Raw genomic sequence first — 19,223 nt, 5'->3', positions numbered from 1 at the left:
GGCGCCGGTTGTTTTCCGGAGCCCGGCATGACCCTGCTGCTCGATATCGCGCCGCACATTCCGCCTGCGTCTCCCAACACCCCCGGCGCGGAGCTCTACCAGCGCTTCCAGGACGAGCCCGACACCCTGGCCATCGCCGTGGTCGAGGATGACGGCCGGCCCGTCGGCCTGATCGAGCGCAACGCCTTCCTGGTGTTGATGGCCGCCCAGCACGGCTACGCCCTGTGGTCCAAGCGGCCCGCCTCGCACATGATGAAGCGCGACCCGGTCGTGGCCGACGGCGACGTCACGCTGGAGGAGTTCTTCGGCAGCGTCCTGGCCGAGCGGCCGTCGGAACTGCTGCATGGCTTCATCGTCACCTGCGGCGGCCGCTACGCTGGCGTAGGCGCCGCCCTGGCGTTGCTGCAGGCCTCCGCGGCGGCGGCGAGCAGCCACGCCGAGACCATGAGCCGCCTGGCCTGGGAGGCGCGGGAAGCCCTCGCCACCAAGGGCCGGTTCCTTGCGGTGATGAGCCACGAGATCCGCACGCCGCTGAACGGGGTGCTGGCGGTGGCCGAGATCCTGAAGCGCAAGTCCGAGCAGCCGGACCTGGCGCCGTTCATCGAGACGATCCTGGAGTCCGGCGGCGCCCTGCTGCGCCTGCTGAACGACGCCCTCGACCTCTCCCGCGCGGAGGCGGCCGAGCTCGGGCTAGACGAGGCCCCGCTGCAAGCCTCGCGGATCCTGGACGATGTGACCGGGCTGTGGAGCGCCCAGGCCGAGCTCAAGGGCCTGGACGTCCGCTGGGCCTACGACGGCCCGGCCGACCTGTGGGTGCTGGCGGACGCGGTCCGGCTCCGCCAGGTGCTGAACAACCTGGTCGGCAATGCGCTGAAGTTCACCCAGGCCGGCCATGTGGACGTCCGGCTCCGGGCCGCGGTCGAGGGCGACTACGTGCGCCTTTCAGGTGTGGTGAGCGACACCGGCCCCGGCATCCCCGCCGAACGGCTGGAGGCGGTGTTCGCGCCCTTCCAGCAAACGGAGGAGGGCGTGCGCCAGGGAGGTGCGGGGCTGGGCCTGGCCGTCTGCCGCCAGATCGTCGAACGGATGAACGGGACCATTGCCGCGCGGCCGCGGGACGGCGGCGCGGAACTGGCCTTCGAGATCCCGCTGCACCGGCTGCCGGCGCCCGAGGTCGCGGCGCAACCCGCGGAGACCGTCGAGGCGGGCGCCGCAGTCCACGTCCTGATCGTCGACGACAACGCCACCAACCGCATGGTCGCCCAGACCCTGTGCGAGATGTTCGGCTGCTCCAGCGAGGCCGTCGACAACGGCGAGGACGCCGTGCGCGCGGTCACCACGGGCCGGTTCGACCTGGTGCTCATGGACATCAAGATGCCCGGCATCGACGGGGTGGAGGCCACGCGGCGCATCCGCTCCGGCGGCGGCCCTGCATCGCAGGCCCCGATCCTAGCCCTGACCGCCAACGCAGACCCCTCGGACGCGGCCTTCTACCGGCTTTGCGGCATGAACGGCGTGGTGGAAAAGCCCATCAAGCCCGACCGCCTGCTGGCGGCGATGAATGCTGTGCTGTCCGTCGAGGCCGCCGACGAGGCCTGCGCGGCCTGAGGCCTCAGTCCTCGACGCGGACCACGCGAAGGCGGGGGCTCTGTGGCACACGGATGGTGCAGACGAGGCCGCTGCGAGCGAAGTCGAGGGTCACGCGGCCGCCCAGCTCGCGCGCGACGCCGCGCTCGAGGAGGCGGGAGCCGAAGCCCCGGCGGGTGGGCGGCAACACCGCGCCGCCGCCGGTCTCGCGCCAGGTGACGACGACCTCCCCGGACGCGGCCTCCGCAACCTCCACGTCGACGCGGCCGGCCCCGCGCCAGGCGCCATGCTTCAGGGCATTGGTGGCAAGCTCGTGCAGCGCCATGCCGAGGCTGACCACGAAGTTCGGGTCGAGCTGCAGGTCCGGGCCCGCCAGCGCATAGGGCCGCCCGTAGGGGCGCAGGGTGGCCTCGGCGAGCTCGGAAAGGGCGGCGCTGTCCCACGCGCGCCGGACGAGCAGGTTGTGCGTGGAGGACAGGGCCAGCAGCCGTTCGATGAACAGGTCCCGCGCCTGGGCCATGTCGCCCTCGTCGCGGAGCGTCTGCACGGCCACCGACTGCACCGCCGCCAGGGTGTTCTTCACCCGGTGGTTCAGCTCGTCCAGCAGCAGCTTCTGGCGCGTCTCATGCTCCTGCATGCTGGCCATGGCTTCCAAGGTCTGGAGCTCGCTGCGCTTGCGGGCGGTGATGTCCTTCAGGGCGCCGATCAGGCGCAGGGGCTCGCCTGCGTCGTCCAGGCTGGTCTCGGCGACGGCGAAGACCCAGATCTCGCGCCCATCCAGGCGGTTCACGCGAAACTCCGACCGGAAGGGGACGGCCGCGGCAAGAGCCGCATCCCACTCCGCGCTGACCCGCTCCCGGTCGCGGGGATCAACGATGTGCTCGAGCCCCGGCGACAGGTCTTCGAATTCGAGTTCGGTGTCGAAGAGCGGGTCGTCCGAGCCGTGATGGGTGAGGAGCCGCCGCGCGAAGTCCAGCTCGTACACGTGCATGCCGGCCATGTGCAGCGCCATGACCAGCCGCTGCTCGGCCCGCTTGATGGTCTCCTCGGCGGCCTTCTCGTCCGAGATGTCCATGGCCGCGCCCCGCAGGCCGGTCCGCACGCCGTCCTCGTAGACCGCCTCGCCGAACACCCGCAGCCACCCGCGCGAGCCGTCGCGCCGCGTGAAGGGCGCCTCGTAGTCGATGCGCTCCCCTGGCGGGCGGGCGCGCGACATCGCCGCGGCGATCCGCGGACGGTCCTCGGGGTCGTAGATCTCCAGCGCCTCCATCATCGTCTGGACCCGCGGCCCGCCGCCCATGATGCGGGCCGCCTCCTCGGAGAGTGTCAGCAGGCTGGTCTGGAAGTCGCCGTGCCAGCCGCCCAGGCGGGCCACCTGGTTGGCGGAACGCAGCACCGCCGCATTGAGCTCGGCCTCCCGCTCGCGCGCCTCGGCGGCGCGGCGGGCGGCTTCCAGCTCCGTGACGTCGCGCGAGGTGACCAGCAGGGCCACGGGCGCGCCGTCGTCGTCGCAGAGCGGGGCGATGACGTTGTCGAAGTAGCGCAGCTGGCCGCGGAAGGTGTGCGCCGGCCCGGTGATCCGCTGCGTCTCGCCGGCCGCGCCTCCGCGCAGGGCCGTGGCGACCATCGGCCGCTCCGGCTCGTCCCAGAGCTTCAGCCATTCCCGACCCAGCAGGCCGGCGCTGTCGTCCGCCTCCATGATGGCCACACCGTTGCGGTTGACGAACTGGATCCGGCCGTCGAGGTCCAGAATCTTGACGCAGTCCGGGCTGCTTTCCAGCGCGGTGCGGAAGAAGCCGTCGCTGGCGAACCGGCTCGATCCGAAATTGCTGCGGAGGGCGTTCATGGTCAGCCCGGAGATCCCTGTTGCGCGCGCGACAGTAAAGGTGGCCTGCGGGCCGGCAACGGTCGTTAACGTCGCATCCCGCGCGCAGGATCTCGCCAGCGGGAGCCGCCTCGCCAAAGGCGGTGTTGACCCTCACGCGACGTGAGGCCCGACCGATCGGCATCGGCAGAGGGAATCGACGAACGGTGCGAGGGCTATACGGTCAGCGAGGTGGCGAAGCTGTCGGGCGTGAGCGTCCGGGCGCTGCACCACTACGACCAGATCGGACTGCTCAAGCCGGTCGACGTCGGCGCCAACGGCTATCGCTACTACGGTCGGGACGAACTTCTGCGCCTGCAGCAGATCCTGTTCCACCGGGAACTCGGCTTCCCGCTGGACGAGATCGGCAAGGTGCTGGACGCCCCGGACTTCGACCGGATGGCGGCCCTGAAGGCGCACCGAGCGAAGCTGGAGGCCCAGGCGCGGCGTACGCGGCGGCTGGTCCGGACCATCGACGAGACCCTCGCCGCTTTGCAAGGAGCGACGACGATGGACGACAAGGCGATGTACCGGGGCTTCGACCCTGAAAAGCAGGCCGGGTACGAGGCCTGGCTGGTGGAGCGTTATGGCGGCGACATGCAGGCGCGCATCGACGCCTCCAAGGTCGCGATCAAGGACGCCACCCATGCCGACTTCGACCGAATGATGGCGCAGGCCGACGAGATCGAGGCGGCCCTGGCCAAGGCGATGGTCGACGGCTTGCCGGCGGCGTCCGAGGCCGTGCAGGCCATCGTCGCCCGCCATTGCGCGTGGGTCGGCGGAAGCTGGAGCGGGACGCCGACCAAGGAGGCGTACACCGGGCTGGCGGAGCTCTACCGGGAGCACCCCGACTTCCGCGCGCGCTACGACGGGCGGGCCGCGGGACTCACCGAATACCTGACCGAGGCGATGCGGATCTACGCCGCGCAGGCGCTCGCCTAGCGTCGTCCGAACAGCCGCTCTATGTCGGCGAGCTTGAGCTCGACGTAGGTTGGGCGGCCGTGATTGCACTGGCCGGAGTGGGGCGTGGCCTCCATCTGGCGGAGCAGGGCGTTCATCTCCGGCGCCGTCAGGCGGCGGCCGGCGCGGACCGAGCCGTGGCAGGCCATGGTGGAGCAGACGTCCTCGAGCCGCTCCTTCAGCGCCAGGGCCTGGCCGTTCTCGGCCAGGTCGTCGGCGATGTCGCGGATCAGGCCGGCGGCATCGGTCTCGCCGAGCAGCGCCGGGACCTCGCGGACCAGGATGGCGCCGGGGCCGAAGCTCTCGACGACCAGGCCCAGGGCGGCCAGTTCCTCGGCGCGCGCTGCGACCCGTTCGGCCTCGGCGGGGTCAAGCTCGACCACCTCGGGCAGCAGCAGGGCCTGGCGGGCGACGCCGCCTTCGCTGAGTTCGCCCTTCATGCGCTCGTAGACGAGGCGTTCGTGGGCGGCGTGCTGGTCGACGATGACCATGCCGTCGCGGGTCTGGGCGACGATGTAGGTCTCGTGCACCTGGGCGCGGGCGGCGCCCAGGGGGTAGTCGACAGGGTCGAACACCGGGGCCGCGGCGCCGGCTTCGGCGACGCCGTAGCCCTCGGGCGGCGCCTCGGCGCGCGCCGAGACCTCGGACAGGCCGGGGATCGACTGCACGGCCGCGGCCGCCGCCTGCCAGCCGCCGGCGCTCCAGGCGGAGAATCCGGCGCCCGAGGGCCGCGGCGGCGGGTAGCCGGGCGGAAGGCTCTGCGGGCGGAAGCCGCCCAACGCCGCGGCGGCCACGGTGGTGGAGGCGCGGTGCCCCGCGGCGGCCAGGGAATGGCGCAGGCCGCTGACGATCAGGCCCCGCACCAGCGCCGGGTCGCGGAACCTGACCTCGGCCTTGGCGGGATGGACGTTCACGTCCACGAGGCCGGGGTCCAGCTCGATATAGAGGGCGCAGGCCGGGTGGCGGTCGCGGGCGAGGAAGTCGGCGTAGGCGCCGCGCAGGGCGCCCTGCAACAGCCGGTCACGGACGGGGCGGCCGTTCACGAACAGGTACTGGTGGGCCGCATTGCCGCGGTTGTAGGTGGGCAGGCCGGCGTAGCCCGACAGGCGCACGCCCTCGCGCTCGTGGTCGATCAGCAGGGCGTTCTCGGAGAACTCGCGGCCCATCACCGCGCCCAGGCGGGCAAGTCGGCCGACATCGCCCGGCGCCTCGGCCGGCAGGCGCAGGGTGCGGCGGCCGTCGATGTCCAGCGCGAAGCCCACCGCCTCGTGGGCCATGGCCTGGCGCTTGAGCTCCTCGGTGATGGCCTGGGCTTCCGAGCGCTCGGATTTCATGAACTTCAGCCGGGCCGGCGTGGCATAGAACAGGTCGCGCACCTCGACCCGGGCGCCGTGCGGACCGGGGAAGCCGGCCGGGGCGACCGCCCCGACGGCGCCGCCCTCCACCAGGATCGCGTGAGCGTCCGCCAGCCCCTTGGCCCGGCTGGTGATCGACAGCCGCGCCACCGAGCCGATCGAGGGCAGGGCCTCGCCGCGGAAGCCCATGGTGGCGATGCGCAGCAGGTCGTACTCGCCGTCCTCGCCGGGGTTCAGCTTCGACGTCGCGTGGCGCTCCACCGCCAGGGGCAGCTGGTCGGCAGCCAGACCATTGCCATCGTCGGCCACCAGGATGCGGGAAAGGCCCCCGCCGTCGGCCTGGACCTGGATCTCGGCGGCTCCGGCGTCCAGGGCGTTCTCCACCAGTTCCTTGACCGCGCTGGCAGGGCGCTCCACCACCTCGCCGGCGGCGATGCGATTGATCAGTTCGGGGGGAAGGCGGCGGATCGGCATGGGAGCTAGACCTTCCTACATAGTACGATTCCAAGGAGTCTCCCGCCCGTGCTGAATCGCCTCGCCTCCCTCGCCGCCGTCCTGGTGCTGGCCGCCCTCCCGGCCTCGGCCCAGGTCCCGCTGACCCCGGCGCCCGTGGACGATCCGGATGCGACTCTGGTGGAGGAGCTTGTGGTGCGCGGCCGGCTGCCGGGTCCCGCCTGGTGGAGAGTGTCGGACGCCGACACCACCGTCTACGTGCTTGGCGTCCCGTCGCTCGCGCCCAAGCGGATGGAGTGGGACCGGGCCATCTTCGAGCGGCGGCTGGAAGGCGCCAACGTGGTCATCCTGCCGTTCGTGAACGTGCGGGCCAAGGTGAGCGGGTCGGTCGGGACGGCGTTCAACCTGATGCGCCTCCGGTCCGGCGGGCCGTTCGAAGAGCGGTTGGACCCTGGGACGCGCGCGCGCTTCGTGGCTGTCCGCACGCGTCTGGGCCAAGACGCGGGGCGCTACAACACCCGCAACCCGCTGGCGGCCGGCGTGCAGCTGGCGATCGACTACCGCGACCACGCCCAGCTCACCAACATGGACCCGGCCAAGCTGGTCCGGCTGCTGGCGCAGCGGAAGGGCGTGAAGGTCGTCGAGAAGAGCTATGACCTGGGCCCCCAGCTGGGCGGGATCATCCGCACGCCGGCGTCAACCGGCCGGCTCTGCTTCGACGAGGTGCTGGCTCAGGCCGAAGCCGGTCCCGGCGTGACCCTGGCGGCGGCGCGGGCCTGGGCCGTGGGGGACGTGGAAGGCGCCCTGCAGAACGAGCGGACCTACGAGCGCTGCCTGGCGGGGGTCAGCGGCGGGCGCACCTACGACGAACGCACCAAGGCCGACGAGGCGGCCGCGATCGCCAATGCGCTCAAGACGCCCGGACACGCCATCGCCCTGGTCCCGCTCCGGCCCCTGCTGGCCCAGAACGGCGTGCTGGAACGCCTGCGGGCCCAGGGCTTCACGGTGAAGACGCCGGGCGAGGAGTAAGCAGCTGGAAATTGCTCCCCCGTTGGGGGAGCTGTCGGCGAACGCCGACTAAGGAGGCTTCTCAACGGTCTGAGCGGAAACCCCCTCCGTCGCCTGCGGCGACACCTCCCCCAACGGGGGAGGAACTGTCGCCTACAGCCCCGGCAGCTTGATCTTGGACTTGCCTTCGCGCTGGATGGTGATCGGCTTGTCGCCGGTCAGCTTGGCCACGCGTTCCTTCTCGGCCGCGGGGTCGAGGGGGGCGTTCGAGCCGTCCAGGGCCGCGGTCTGCTGCGGGGCGGCCGCCTCGTCCTTCTTCCAGAACATCACCCGGTCGGCGAAGCTCTTTTCCTTGTGGGCCAGGTCGCCGAACTCGTCGTCGACCACGTAGCGAACCAGCGGGTCGGCCTTCTCGGCGCCGGCCTTGGCCACCAGCAGCTTCTCGCCGTCGGTGCGTTGTTCGGCCTCGCGCTGGCCCAGGAGGGCGTTGCGAGCGGCGCTCTCGGGCTGCAACTCCTGCGGGCGCGGCTCGCCGGGCGCCGGCGGGCGCAGGGCGTAGTCCGGCGGAACCACCAGCGGCGCCTTGGTGACGATGCGGAACTCGTCGGGGGTCACCTTGGACATGCCCAGGGCCTTCTGGGTCGACTGGCAGCCGGCGAGGCCCGCGGCCGCGACCAGGGCGGTCGCCACGATCACTCGATTGAAGCTCATGTACCTAGAAGACTCCTCCAGCGCTCCCAGGCGATGCGCCAGCATCGGCGATCAGGAAGCGCGCTTCTAACTTATCTTGCCGTTTTCCCGTGGCGGGAAAACGGCGGACGGCCCCCACGCCGGAAGGGCTAGGAAATACCCTAATCGCGTCCGCCAGCCAACGCTATGCGGCAGGGCGCTGCGGGCGAAGGCTGTCGAGCAGCAGCAGGATCACGCCGACGGTGATGCCGCTGTCGGCGATGTTGAAGATCCAGGGAAAGAACCCCAGCCGCTGGACGTCGATGAAATCGACCACCGCACCGAAGCGGGCCCGGTCGATGGCGTTGCCCACGGCCCCGCCGATCACCAGGCCAAGGCCCAGGGCCGGCAGCAGGCGCGGCTGGCTGCGCGCCCAGGCGGACAGCAGCGCCGCCACGCCCAGCGAGAACACCACTAGGCCCCAGCGGACCACGTCGTGCTGCGCCTGCAGGAGGCCGAAACTGACGCCCTCGTTCCAGATGCGGGTGAACTGCAGCGGCCAGAAGACCTCGTGGGAGGCCTGCTCCGGCAGCCGCAGGACGGCCAGGATCCAGTACTTCGAGAGCTGGTCGAGCGCGATCACGGCCAGCGCGACGGCATAGGCCGTCCAGCCGTTCCTGGTCACCCTCATGCGTGGGCCGCGTCCCAGGCCGCCACCGCCTCGGCGTCGCGCAGCGACAGGTCGGGGTAGCGGGGGTCGGTTCCCACCTCGGGCAGGATCCGCCACGAGCGGGCGCACTTGCGGCCCTCGGCCTTCAGCGGCTCGACCGAAACGCCCGGAACCTCCGGAAGCCGGAAGCCGGAGCCTTCGCCGGTAACCAGGCGCGCCTGGCTGGTGCGGAACACTTCGGCGGGGTCCAGGCCCTCGAAGGCCGCCAGCAGCTCAGGGTCGGCCACGTGGACGACCGGGGCCGCCTCGAGCGCTGCGCCCATCCGCTTCTCGCGCCGCTCGACCTCCAGGGCGCCGGTGACGACGGAGGTCACCTGCTGGACCTTGGCCCAGCGGGCGGCCTCGGCGTCGTTGCGCCACTCCGCCGGGGTCTGCGGGATCACCCGCATGCAGTTGGAGTGGGCGTCCGGATAGCGGGTCAGCCAAGCCTCTTCCATGGTGAAGGGGATCAGGGGCGATAGCCACGCCGTCAGCCGCTCGAACACCGCATCCATCACCGTGCGGGCGGCCCGGCGGGTGAGCGAGGACGGCTGGTCGCAGTAGAGACTGTCGCGGCGCACGTCGAAGAACAGCGACGACAGCTCGTTCTGGCAGAAGTCCAGAACCGGGCGGATCACGTCCTGGAACAGGTAGCCGTCGTAGGCCGTGCGCACCTCGGCGTCGAGCTCGTAGAGCCGGTGCAGGATGAACCGCTCCAGCGGCGGCATCTGGTCCAGCTCCACCGCCTCGTCGGGGGTGTAGTCGGCCAGGGCGCCCAGCATGTAGCGGACGGTGTTGCGCAGCTTGCGGTAGGCGTCCGACGTGGTCTGCAGGATCGTCTTCCCGATCCGGCTGTCGTCGGCGTAGTCGATCATCGCGGCCCACAGCCGGATGATCTCAGCCCCGCTTTCGCGGATCACCACCTCGGGATCGACGGTGTTGCCCTTGGACTTGGACATCTTCTCGCCGTTCTCATCCATGGTGAAGCCGTGGGTGAGGATGGCGTCGTAGGGCGCGCGGCCCCGGGTGCCCGAGCTTTCCAGCAGGGACGACTGGAACCAGCCGCGGTGCTGGTCCGAGCCTTCGAGATAGAGGTCGGCCGGCCACTTGGTGTGGGCGCGGTTCTCCAGCGTGAAGGCGTGGGTCGAGCCGCTGTCGAACCAGACGTCGAGGATGTCCTCGATCTTCTCGTAGCGGTCCGGGTCGTGGCTGCCCAGGAAGTCGGTGACCGGCCGGTTGAACCAGGCGTCGGCGCCCTCGGCGCGGATGGCATCGACGATGCGCTTGTCGACCTCGGGGTCGTGCAGCGGCTGGTTCGTTTCCTTGTCGACGAACATAGCCAGCGGCGCGCCCCAGGCCCGTTGCCGGCTGATCAGCCAGTCCGGGCGGCTTTCGACCATCGAGCGGATGCGGTTCTTGCCGGCCGCCGGATAGAAGGTGGTGGCCTCGATGGACTCCAGCGCCACCTCGCGCAGCGAGCGCCCGCCCAGCTCCGGGGTGTCCACCGGCTCGTCCATGCGGATGAACCACTGGGGCGTGTTGCGGAAGATCACCGGGGCCTTGGAGCGCCAGGAGTGCGGATAGCTGTGCTCCATCCGCCCGCGCGCCAGCAGGCGGCCGGCCTCGATCAGCTTGTCCATGACCGCGCTGTTGGCCGGGCCGAATTTGCCCGCCTTCTTGCCCTCGGTCTCCAGCACCTTGAGGCCGGCGAACAGGGGCACGTGCGGATAGTAGGCGCCGTCCGGATCGACCGTGTCGGGGATCTCGCGATGGCCGTGGGCCAGCCAGACCATGTAGTCGTCCGCGCCATGGCCCGGCGCGGTGTGGACGAAGCCCGTGCCGGCGTCGTCCGTGACGTGGTCGCCGCTGAGCAGCGGCACCTGGAAGGCGTAGTGGGTGTCCAGGGCCGCCAGCGGATGCTCGCAGACCATGCCTTGGCAATCGACCTTCTCGACCCGGCGGGCCTTGGCGATCTTGCCGGCCTTGAAGACGTCGTCGGCGAGTTTCTCGGCCACGATCAGCCGGTCGCCGGCCTTGGCCCAAGGCTCGAACTCCAGGCCCGCTTCCATGGCCTCGACCTGGTAGACCGCATAGTCGACGGCTTCGTTGTAGCTGATCGCCCGGTTGGCCGGGATGGTCCAGGGCGTGGTGGTCCAGATTACGACCGAGGCGCCGCGCGCCGCGTCGCTGCCCTCGACCACCGGGAACTTCACCCAGATCGTGGGGCTGACGTGGTCGTGGTACTCGACCTCGGCGTCGGCCAGGGCGGTGCGTTCCACCGGGCTCCACATCACCGGCTTGGAGCCGCGGTAGAGCTGTCCGGACGCTACGAACTTGTGGAACTCGGCCACGATGGCGGCTTCCGAGCCGTAGTCCATGGTGGCGTAGCGGTTCTCCCAGTCGCCCAGGACGCCCAGGCGCTTGAAGCCGTCGCGCTGAACGTCGATCCACTTGGAGGCGTATTCGCGGCAGCGGGTGCGGAACTCGGCCTTGGAGACCTCGTCCTTGCGGCGGCCTTGGGCGCGCAGCTCCTCCTCGATCTTCCACTCGATCGGCAGGCCGTGGCAGTCCCAGCCGGGGACGTAGTCGACGTCGTAGCCTAGCAGGAACTTCGAGCGGACGACGAAGTCCTTCAGGGTCTTCTGCAGCGCATGGCCGATGTGGATGGCGCCGTTCGCGTAGGGCGGCCCGTCGTGAAGCACGAACAGCGGCGCGCCCGCGCGCTGCCGCTCGGCGCGCATGGCGTTGTAGAGGTCGAACTCGCCCCACTTGGCCAGGGTCTGCGGCTCCTTCTGCGGCAGGCCTGCGCGCATGGGGAACGGGGTCTCGGGAAGGAAGACGGTCTCGCGGTAGTCGCGACCCTCTTTGATCTCAACGGGGGGCTTTTCGGCGTCGTCGGCCATGACTCTATCCAGGTGGTCCGGAATTCTGATGCGGGTGGAACCCGGCGCGCGCTGGATCGAACGTCCGGCGGCGTCACGCCGGGCGGGTAATTCGCAGGCTCGTCCGAACCGAAAACATCGCGGTGGCTCTAACAGACGGCGAGGGGGGCGTCATCCCCGTGAAGGGGCGATCCGGGCCCCGGCGCGCCCATCCCAACGGCTGGAATCAGCGAGGCGCGTCGCCCTGTCACGTCGCGATTGCGGGTGTCCGTCGCGATTACACTGGCCAAACGCCGAAAGTTCGCCTATATGGGAGCCATCGAATATCGATTTGGTTCGGTTGCTCTCCACGCTTCTTCTTCGGATCGAGCCCGGACTTCCAAACATCCATTCCGATAATTTGATGCGGAGCGCCGCTTGGCGCACGCCAACATTATACTCTGAAAGTGATCAAGACATGACGACTGGCACCGTGAAGTGGTTCAACCCGACCAAGGGCTTCGGCTTCATCCAACCCGACGACGGCGGCAACGACGTCTTCGTGCACATCTCGGCCGTCGAGCGCTCGGGCCTCGGCTCGCTGAACGAAGGCCAGAAGGTCTCGTTCGAGCTGGAGCGCGACCAGCGCAGCGGCAAGATGTCGGCCGGCCAGCTGCAAGCTGCCTAAGGACGATCAGTCGGGAGGCGAGGCGGGTTTCCGCCTCGCCGTCCGGCGCGACTGCACCATGACCACATCCACCATCGAACGCGCCTATCAGCTCGCCCGCGCCGGCCACGTCCCGAACGTCGCCACGCTGAAGCAGCGGCTTAAGGCGGACGGCTGCCGCGCCGTGGACGCCTTGCTCGCGCCGCGCAGCATTCGCGGCCATCTCGAGGCGATCTGCGCAGCGACCTATCAGGGTTCGGGCGCCGAGCCCCAAACCTGAAGGATTTCATGAGCGAATTTCAACGCACGGGCTTTTCGGAACGGCTGAAGACCGCCGCTGACGCCAAGAAGGCGCTGCTGGCCAACTTCCGGCCCAAGCCGACCATCACCGCCTCGGACTTCCAGCCCCGCGCCGTCGCGCGCGAGGCCGAGCTGGCGCAGGTGCGCGAAGCCCGGGCCGAGGCCAAGGCCGCCCGCATCCAGGCGGCTGCCGATGCGGCCGAAGCCGCCCGCCTCTCGGACGAGAGCCTCGCCGCCGCGGCGCTCGAAGCCAAGCGTGGCGAGCGCAAGGAGCGCAAGGCGCTGACGAAGGCCGAACAGAAGGCCAAGCGCGACGCCCGCTACGCCGCCCGCAAGGCGCGCTGACACCTTATCTAAGGAGCGCGACCCATGCCCAGGAAGCCCAACTACCAGTTCGAGCGCCTGGAACGGGAACGCCAGAAGGCCGCCAAGACGGCCGAAAAGGCCGCCGCCAAGCGCGAACAGCGCGACCGCGAGCGCGCCGAGACCGACGCCGCGACCCCCAGCGACACGACCGACGAGACCTGAGAAGACCGATGACCAGTGGCGTCAACTACAACCATGAGACCGTCGTGCTGGACGGCGAGACCTTCACGGACTGCGAGTTCCGCGACTGCCGCCTGGTCTATTCGGGCGGCCCGCCGCCGGTCTTCGAGCGCTGCCGCTTCCACGGCTGCGACTGGAAGCAGGACGAGGCGGCCGTCCGCACCCTGGCCTATCTGAAGGCCCTCTGGAACGTCGGCGAGAAGGCCACGGTGCAGGCCCTGATCAAGGACATCACCGTCGCCCGCTGAGGCGCCTCAGGCCTCCAGGATCTGCCGCGCCCGGGCCGCGTCCCGCATGACCTGCTCGGTCATGATCTCCAGCGTCTCGAATTTTTCCTCGGGACGGAGGAAGGCGATCAGGTCTGTCTCGATGACCCGGTCGTAGATGTCCTCGTCGAAGTCGAACAGCCACACCTCCAGCAGCGGCCGGGTCACACCCTGGACCGTCGGGTTGACGCCGATATTGGCCACACCCGAGAACTCGCGGCCGTCCGACAGGCGCGTGCGGGTGGCGTAGACGCCGAACCGCGGCGTCACATAGTCGGCGAGATCGACGTTGGCGGTCGGGAAGCCCAGCTTGCGGCCGAGCTGGCGGCCCCGCTGCACCGGCCCCTCGATGGCGAACGGCCGTCCGAGGATTTCCGCGGCGTCCTGCGGGCGCCCGTCGCGAAGCGCGGCGCGAACCGCCGTGGATGAGAACTTGTCGCCGTCCACGTCCCCCACCGGCTCGGCGACGCTGACCCCGAAACCCAGCTCCTGGCCATAGGCCCGCATGGTCTGCGGCGTCCCGGTGCGGCCCTTGCCAAAGGAATTGTCGAAGCCCACGGCCACGTGCCGCGCGCCCAGGCCCTGGTGCAGGACCCGTGTGGCGAACTCGCGGTCGGTCATGCCCGCCAGCTCGGCCTCGAGCGGCAGGACGTACAGCATGTCGACGTTCAGCTTTTCCAGCGCGCGGGCCTGCTGGTCGGTCTTCATCAGGCGGAAGGCCGGCTCGTCGGGTCGGAAATAGACCCTGGGATGCGGATCGAAGGTGATGACGCCCAGCGGCGCGCCCAGATCATGCGCCGCCCGCGCGGCCAGCTCGATCACCTGCTGGTGGCCTAGGTGAACCCCATCGAAACTGCCCATGGCGACCGCCGCCCCGCGATCGCTCTGCGGCAGATCCTTCCAACCCCGAATGACCCGGATGCGCTTCATGCGCCCGTTTAAGTCATGCGGGACGGCGCGGCGCAATCACTAGAGCTTCGCCTTCGACCACGGTCTTGCCGCTGACCTCGCAGGTGGTGTCGAGGGTCACATGCGCGCGGCTGGCGTTCAGCGTCTTCACCGTGACCCGCGCGACGACCACGTCGCCGATCTTCACCGGCCGCCGGAACCGCAGCGACTGCGAGAGGTAGATCACCCCCGGCCCCGGCAGCCGGGTGCCCAGCAGCGCCGAGATGTAGGCCGCCGACAGCATGCCGTGGGCGATCCGCTCTCCGAAGGTGGTGGTCTTGGCGTAGGCCTCGTCCAGGTGGACGGGGTTGAGGTCGCCCGAGACCTCGGCGAACGCCTCGATATCGGCCGCGCCGACGACGCGACTCATCTCCGCCGTCTGACCGACGGATAGATCGTCGAAATAGAAACCTTGCACGGCAGCTCCCCTGAAGCCGTTCATCTGCGTCTTCCGCCGCGCTGACCCGTGCTCGCCAGCGCCGCGATTCCCGCCCCTTACCAACCCATATCGGCTATGGCCCAGGTCGCCTGTAGGCCTTCTTGTCGCAGGAGGTCATTTATCACGGCCAGGTTGAGTCCGTCCTTACCTACGGTTTCGGCGCCGTGGATTCCGTTGGCCACGAAGAGGATGTCGAGCGCCCGGGCGTTGGCGCCGCGCACGTCCGTCGGCAGGCCGTCGCCCACGCAAAGCACCCGGCGGGGGTCGGCAGGGCGCCCCAATTCCGCCTCGGCCTGGGCCAGCGCCATCTCGTAGATCGGCGCGTAGGGCTTGCCGGCCATCACCGCCCGGCCGCCCAGGCTCTCGTAGAGCTGGGCCAGGGCGCCGCCGCAGTAGATCAGCTTGTCGCCGCGCTGGACCACGATGTCGGGGTTGGCGCAGATCAGGTCCAGGCCCCGGGCGGCGCAGGCGATGAAGCGGTCGCGGTAGTCGCCCGGCTCGTCGTTCTCGTCGTCGTAGGGTCCGGTCACCGAGATGAAGGCCGCATCGTCCGGGCCGCTGTCGGCCAGGTCCAGACCTTCGTAGAGCGGCGCGTCGCGGTCGGGGCCGATCTTCCAGACCGGGCCAGGCGCGCGCTCGGCCAGCAGGACGCGGGTGGCGTCGCCCGAGGTGACGATGCGGGTCCAGGCCGCCCGGGGCACGCCCAGGGCGTCGAGCTGATCGACGATGGGGCCGTGAGGCCGCGGGGCGTTGGAGATCAGGATCACCGGCCCCACCTCCGCCCGGAATCGCGCCAGCGCCGCGCACGCCTCGGAGAAGCTTTCCCGGCCATTGTGGATCACGCCCCAGACGTCGCAAAGCAGGACGTCATAGCGGCCGGCGAGCTCGGAGAGCCCCTGGATCGGTGTGGGGGAGGTCATGGCCGCGCGGGTAGCACAGTCCGACCCCGCCGCGCGAGCGGCGAGGGTCCTTTCGCGCGATCAGGCGGCGGCCCGGCCGCGCAGTCGCTCCACGTTCGAAGGCGGCGGGGCGCCGGCCTCGGCGAGGACGTCGTTCTTGATCGCGCGGGGCTCGCCGAACAGGTGACCCTGGCCCAGCTGGATGTCGAGGTCCAGGATATCCACCACCTGCCGCTCGCTCTCCACCTTCTCGGCGACGAGATCGACGCCGTAGCGGCGCAGCAGCAGGGCGAAGTCCTCGGCCGCCAGGTCGGGCATTGAGCGCAGGACCAGCCGGTCGTCGACCTCGGTCAGCTCGTCCAGCAGGGTCTGGGCGGCCACCTTCACGAACTTCACGTCCGAGCGCGTCAGGTCCTGCAGGTCGAGGTCGAGATTGGTCACCTTGTCGATCGAGAACCGGAAGCCGAGGTCGGCAAGCCGGGCCATGTTGCGCGCCTGGACCGCGTTGCGGCCTTCGAACGCCGCCTGCCCCACCTCGAACACCAGGGCCGGGGCCAGGTCGCGGTTGGCGCGCAGCAGGTCGAGGAACTGCGGGAAGAAATCGTCGTCGCCCAGGCTGGACATCGAGATGTTGCAGAAGATGCCGACGCGGCGGTCCTGGCGCGCCAGGCGCCGGACGATCTGCACGCAGCGGAACAGCAGCAGGTTGTCGATGGCGGTGACCAGTCCGGCGGGCTCGGCCACGGCCAGGTACTCGCCCGGCATGATCACCTGGCCCGAGGCGTCGCGCAGGCGGGAGAAGCTTTCGTAGAACACCGTCTTGCGCTGGGGCAGGCCCACCACCGGCTGGAGGTAGAGGTCGACCCGGTTCTCGGAGAGCGCCTCGCGGACGATCTCCATCATGCCGCGGGGCGGACGCAGGTCCTGGCCGCCGCGGGCGGCGAGATAGGGGGCCTGGGGCTCGTCGAACCGCCGGCTCATCTTCTGGACCAGCTTCTCCAGCAGGTGGACCTCGCCGGACAGTTCGGTCGAGCGGGACTTGTCGGCCTCGACCACCGAGGCGACCTCGGTCAGCCGGCCATCAATGCGGACCACCTGGTCCAGCAGGATGCGGTGAGCGTCGCGCACGGCCTCGACCTCGCCGCGGATCTCACGCATCTCCAGGAAGCGCATGATCATGCCGTGCGAGGCCAGGCACAGGCCAAAGCAACCCATCATGGACGAAAGGGCCACGCCCCAGCCCATGCCGTTGCGCCACAGGCTGAGCGCAACGATCAGGGAGAGGCAGAGGTAGGTCGCACAGAGTAGCGCGAGAGTGAGCCGCCGCATGGATCCTGTTCCGAATCACCCGGAGTATCCGCTGTGGTTACCGGGCTCGTCGAATTCATTAACCATGCCCCGGGTTCGGGATTGGTTAACGCCGAATCGGAACGGCGCCCGCGGCCGGAGGGGGAGGGCGGCCGCGGGCGCGCCTGCCGTCGCGTTCCTACGCGGCCGGCTGATCGAAGGCCCAGACGAAACCGAACGGGTCGCGGACCTGACCCCAGATGTCGCCCCAGAACATCGCCTGCGGGGGAACCAGGGCCTCACAGCCGGCGGCGACGGCGCGGTCAAACCACGCCTGGCAGTCGCTCACGATCAGCTGCATCGTGAAGGCGGCGGGCGCTTCCTTCGCGTGGCCATGCTCGGGGTAGAAATCGCCCAGCATCACCGACGAGCCATTGATGTAGAGGTGGATGTGCATGGTCCGCCCCTTCTCGTCGGCCGGGTGAGCGAAGGCGGTCTCGGCCGCGAAGGCCTTCGTGTAGAAGTCCGCCGCCTTGAGGGCGCCGTCGACGGCCAGGTAGGCGACGACACCGCCCTTGGTCTGCACCTGGGGCATTGCGGGCGCTTCGGCTGCTTCAGACATCTCGAACTCCTCCGGCTTGCTTACCCAGAGGACGATCGACGGGCCCCAGATCCGACAACGGGCCCGAACTATTTCGCCCGCGTGGCCGCCCGTTCGTCCGGCGGAGGGTGGTCGGCCATCAGGCGGTCCAGGTGCTGGCGGATGTGCGACGCCTCGGCGGCGGTGTTGGCCAGGGCGATGGCGCGGTCGAAGGCCGTGCGCGCCTCGGCGTGGCGCCCGAGTTCCAGGTTCAGCGCCCCTGCCAAGCCGTGGAAGTGGAAATATCCCGAGAGCTTGTCGGCCAGCGGGGCGATCATCTCCAGCGCCGCCTCTGGCCCGGCCACCTTGCTCACCGCCACCGCACGATTGAGCGTGACCACCGGCGACGGCGTCAGCCGCTCCAGGCTGGCGTACAGGCGGTCGATCTGGGCCCAGTCGGTGTCGGCCGGCGTCGGGGCGCGGGCGTGCAGGGCGGCGATGGCGGCCTGGACCTGGTAGGCGCCTGGCCGGCGATGCCGCATCGCCTTGTCGATCAGGGCCAGGCCCTCGTTGATCATCGGCCGGTTCCAGAGTGTGCGATCCTGGTCTTCCAGCAGCACGATCTGGCCTTCGGCGTCGAAGCGGGCGGGCGTGCGCGCATGCTGGATCAGCATCAGCGCCAGGAGGCCCATGATCTCGGGCTCGGTCTGGTAGAGTCGCAACAGCAGGCGGGCCAGCCGGATCGCCTCGCCGCACAGCTGGGCGCGGGCCGGATTGTCGCCAGCCGAATAGCCCTCGTTGAAGACCAGGTAGAGCATGGCCGCCACCGCCGCGAGCCGCTCGGCCCGCTCGACCGGACCCGGGGTAGCGAACTCGGCGTCTCCGGCCGCCACGCGGGCCTTCGCGCGGGTGATCCGCTGTTCCATGGCCGCCTCCGACGCCAGGAAGGCGCGGGCGATCTGCTTCACCGACAGGCCAGAGACGATCCGCAGGGCCAGCGCCACCTGCTGCGTGGCGGGCAGGTCCGGATGGCAGCAGATGAACATCAGGCGCAGGACGTCATCGCGGTAGTCGGAGGCGTCGATCTGCTCGGCGACGCGCGTCTCGGCGTCGTCCAGGTCCGACAGGGTGTCCTCGGGCGGCAGCTCGGTCTGGCGCGAGCGCTTGCGCACGCCGTCCAGGGCGGCGTTGCGGCCGACCATGATCAGCCAGGCGGCGGGATCGCGCGGCGGCCCGTTCCGGGGCCAGTTATTCAGCGCCCGCAGGCAGGCGTCCTGGAAGGCTTCCTCGGCGGTGTCCAGGTCGCGGAAATAGCGCAGGAGCGCGCCGACGGCCTGGGGCCGCGCGGCCGAGATCGCCGCGTTGATCCAGGCCAGGTCGTGGCTCATGCGGTGGCCACGCCCTTGGCCACGGCCTCCGGCGAGCCGGTGTTGTAGACCGCCAGGGGACGGATCTCGTAGGCGCCGCCGGGATTGGCCTCGCCCAGATCCCGGGCGACCTGCAGCGCCTCGTCCAGGTCGGCCACGTCGATGATGTAGATGCCCAGCAATTGCTCCTTGGTCTCGGCGAACGGGCCGTCGATCACCAGGGGCGGGTCACTCTTGCGGAAGGTCGTGGCGGCCGTGGTCGGCAGCAGCCGCAGCGAGGGGCCCAGCTTGCCGGCGGCCTCCAGGCGGTCGCGGACGACGCCCAGGCGCTGCATCACCTCGCCGTCCTGCTTCTTGTCCCAGGCCCAGACGACGTCCTCATCGTTGTAGCACAGCAGGGCGTACAGCATTTTCAGGGTCTCCGCGTTCGTCTCTAGGACGGCGGAGAATGCCCCAGC

At 70.1% G+C, this 19,223-nt stretch carries 20 protein-coding genes; 8 read left to right on the top strand and 12 right to left on the bottom strand.

The window, feature by feature from the left end; all coding sequences use genetic code 11:
- The first annotated feature begins 27 nt into the window (after positions 1–27).
- The gene (locus tag A2790_RS18995) at positions 28–1,608 is read left to right on the top strand and encodes an ATP-binding protein (RefSeq protein WP_293394992.1); all 1,581 of its coding nucleotides are present in this window, start codon (positions 28–30) and stop codon (positions 1,606–1,608) included.
- 4 nt (positions 1,609–1,612) lie between these two features.
- On the opposite strand, the gene A2790_RS18990 is transcribed toward A2790_RS18995, so the two are convergent.
- Positions 1,613–3,433 (bottom strand): PAS domain-containing protein, encoded by a 1,821-nt coding sequence (locus A2790_RS18990; protein ID WP_293394990.1) that lies wholly within the window; start codon positions 3,431–3,433, stop codon positions 1,613–1,615.
- Between the two features lie 174 nt (positions 3,434–3,607).
- On the opposite strand from A2790_RS18990, the gene A2790_RS18985 reads away from it, so the two are divergent.
- Positions 3,608–4,393: a MerR family transcriptional regulator gene (locus A2790_RS18985; protein WP_293395092.1), complete on the top strand. Its 786-nt coding sequence runs from the start codon at positions 3,608–3,610 to the stop codon at positions 4,391–4,393.
- On the opposite strand, the gene mutL is transcribed toward A2790_RS18985, so the two are convergent.
- A complete protein-coding gene (mutL, locus tag A2790_RS18980; protein ID WP_293394987.1) occupies positions 4,390–6,240 on the bottom strand; it encodes a DNA mismatch repair endonuclease MutL in 1,851 nt (616 codons plus the stop codon). The two genes, A2790_RS18985 and mutL, sit on opposite strands and share 4 nt — an antisense overlap.
- Positions 6,241–6,288: 48 nt before the next feature.
- Between mutL and A2790_RS18975 the strand changes: the two genes are divergently transcribed.
- Positions 6,289–7,248: a TraB/GumN family protein gene (locus A2790_RS18975; RefSeq protein ID WP_293394984.1), complete on the top strand. Its 960-nt coding sequence runs from the start codon at positions 6,289–6,291 to the stop codon at positions 7,246–7,248.
- Between the two features lie 132 nt (positions 7,249–7,380).
- Here A2790_RS18975 and A2790_RS18970 read toward each other — a convergent pair whose 3' ends face one another.
- From A2790_RS18970 to ileS, 3 genes are all read right to left on the bottom strand, one after another.
- Positions 7,381–7,938 carry a DUF3035 domain-containing protein gene (locus tag A2790_RS18970; protein WP_293394981.1) on the bottom strand — a complete coding sequence of 186 codons (558 nt, stop codon included), beginning with the start codon at positions 7,936–7,938 and terminating at the stop codon, positions 7,381–7,383.
- 163 nt (positions 7,939–8,101) lie between these two features.
- Positions 8,102–8,587, bottom strand: a complete 486-nt coding sequence (lspA, locus tag A2790_RS18965) for a signal peptidase II (RefSeq protein WP_293394978.1) — start codon at positions 8,585–8,587, stop codon at positions 8,102–8,104.
- Complete coding sequence (gene ileS / locus A2790_RS18960) at positions 8,584–11,508, bottom strand: isoleucine--tRNA ligase (protein WP_293394975.1); 2,925 nt, start codon at positions 11,506–11,508, stop codon at positions 8,584–8,586. Before ileS ends, lspA begins: the two co-directional genes overlap by 4 nt.
- Positions 11,509–11,944: 436 nt before the next feature.
- On the opposite strand from ileS, the gene A2790_RS18955 reads away from it, so the two are divergent.
- The 5 genes from A2790_RS18955 to A2790_RS18935 are packed head-to-tail and all read left to right on the top strand — an operon-like array spanning position 11,945 to position 13,227.
- Positions 11,945–12,154, top strand: a complete 210-nt coding sequence (locus A2790_RS18955; protein WP_068878482.1) for a cold-shock protein — start codon at positions 11,945–11,947, stop codon at positions 12,152–12,154.
- A 58-nt stretch (positions 12,155–12,212) separates the two neighbouring features.
- Entirely contained in the window at positions 12,213–12,413 is a 201-nt protein-coding gene (locus tag A2790_RS18950) for a hypothetical protein (RefSeq protein ID WP_068878483.1), read from the top strand.
- Positions 12,414–12,421: 8 nt separating this feature from the next.
- Positions 12,422–12,778, top strand: a complete 357-nt coding sequence (locus A2790_RS18945) for a DUF6481 family protein (RefSeq protein WP_293394970.1) — start codon at positions 12,422–12,424, stop codon at positions 12,776–12,778.
- 24 nt (positions 12,779–12,802) lie between these two features.
- Positions 12,803–12,961 (top strand): hypothetical protein, encoded by a 159-nt coding sequence (locus A2790_RS18940; RefSeq protein WP_293394967.1) that lies wholly within the window; start codon positions 12,803–12,805, stop codon positions 12,959–12,961.
- Positions 12,962–12,969: 8 nt separating this feature from the next.
- Complete coding sequence (locus A2790_RS18935) at positions 12,970–13,227, top strand: hypothetical protein (protein ID WP_068878485.1); 258 nt, start codon at positions 12,970–12,972, stop codon at positions 13,225–13,227.
- A gap of 6 nt (positions 13,228–13,233) precedes the next feature.
- On the opposite strand, the gene A2790_RS18930 is transcribed toward A2790_RS18935, so the two are convergent.
- The 7 genes from A2790_RS18930 to A2790_RS18900 form a co-directional block, all read right to left on the bottom strand.
- A complete protein-coding gene (locus A2790_RS18930) occupies positions 13,234–14,175 on the bottom strand; it encodes a bifunctional riboflavin kinase/FAD synthetase (protein ID WP_293394962.1) in 942 nt (313 codons plus the stop codon).
- A gap of 13 nt (positions 14,176–14,188) precedes the next feature.
- On the bottom strand, positions 14,189–14,611 hold the full coding sequence (locus A2790_RS18925) for a MaoC family dehydratase (RefSeq protein WP_293394959.1): 423 nt from the start codon (positions 14,609–14,611) through the stop codon (positions 14,189–14,191).
- Between the two features lie 77 nt (positions 14,612–14,688).
- Positions 14,689–15,552 carry a TIGR01459 family HAD-type hydrolase gene (locus A2790_RS18920; protein ID WP_293394957.1) on the bottom strand — a complete coding sequence of 288 codons (864 nt, stop codon included), beginning with the start codon at positions 15,550–15,552 and terminating at the stop codon, positions 14,689–14,691.
- Positions 15,553–15,612: 60 nt separating this feature from the next.
- The gene (locus A2790_RS18915) at positions 15,613–16,860 is read right to left on the bottom strand and encodes an EAL domain-containing protein (RefSeq protein ID WP_293394955.1); all 1,248 of its coding nucleotides are present in this window, start codon (positions 16,858–16,860) and stop codon (positions 15,613–15,615) included.
- Between the two features lie 157 nt (positions 16,861–17,017).
- Positions 17,018–17,440 (bottom strand): VOC family protein, encoded by a 423-nt coding sequence (locus A2790_RS18910; protein WP_293394953.1) that lies wholly within the window; start codon positions 17,438–17,440, stop codon positions 17,018–17,020.
- Positions 17,441–17,508: 68 nt separating this feature from the next.
- Positions 17,509–18,786: an RNA polymerase sigma factor gene (locus tag A2790_RS18905; protein ID WP_293394950.1), complete on the bottom strand. Its 1,278-nt coding sequence runs from the start codon at positions 18,784–18,786 to the stop codon at positions 17,509–17,511.
- Positions 18,783–19,175, bottom strand: coding sequence for a YciI family protein (locus A2790_RS18900; RefSeq protein ID WP_293394947.1), 393 nt, complete (start codon positions 19,173–19,175; stop codon positions 18,783–18,785). Before A2790_RS18900 ends, A2790_RS18905 begins: the two co-directional genes overlap by 4 nt.
- Positions 19,176–19,223 lie beyond the last annotated feature (48 nt).

The organism is Phenylobacterium sp. RIFCSPHIGHO2_01_FULL_69_31, assembly GCF_001824475.1.
Taxonomy (GTDB): domain Bacteria; phylum Pseudomonadota; class Alphaproteobacteria; order Caulobacterales; family Caulobacteraceae; genus Phenylobacterium.
The sequence above is the reverse complement of the archived record's forward strand: the minus strand, read 5'-3'. Positions and strand labels throughout refer to the sequence as shown.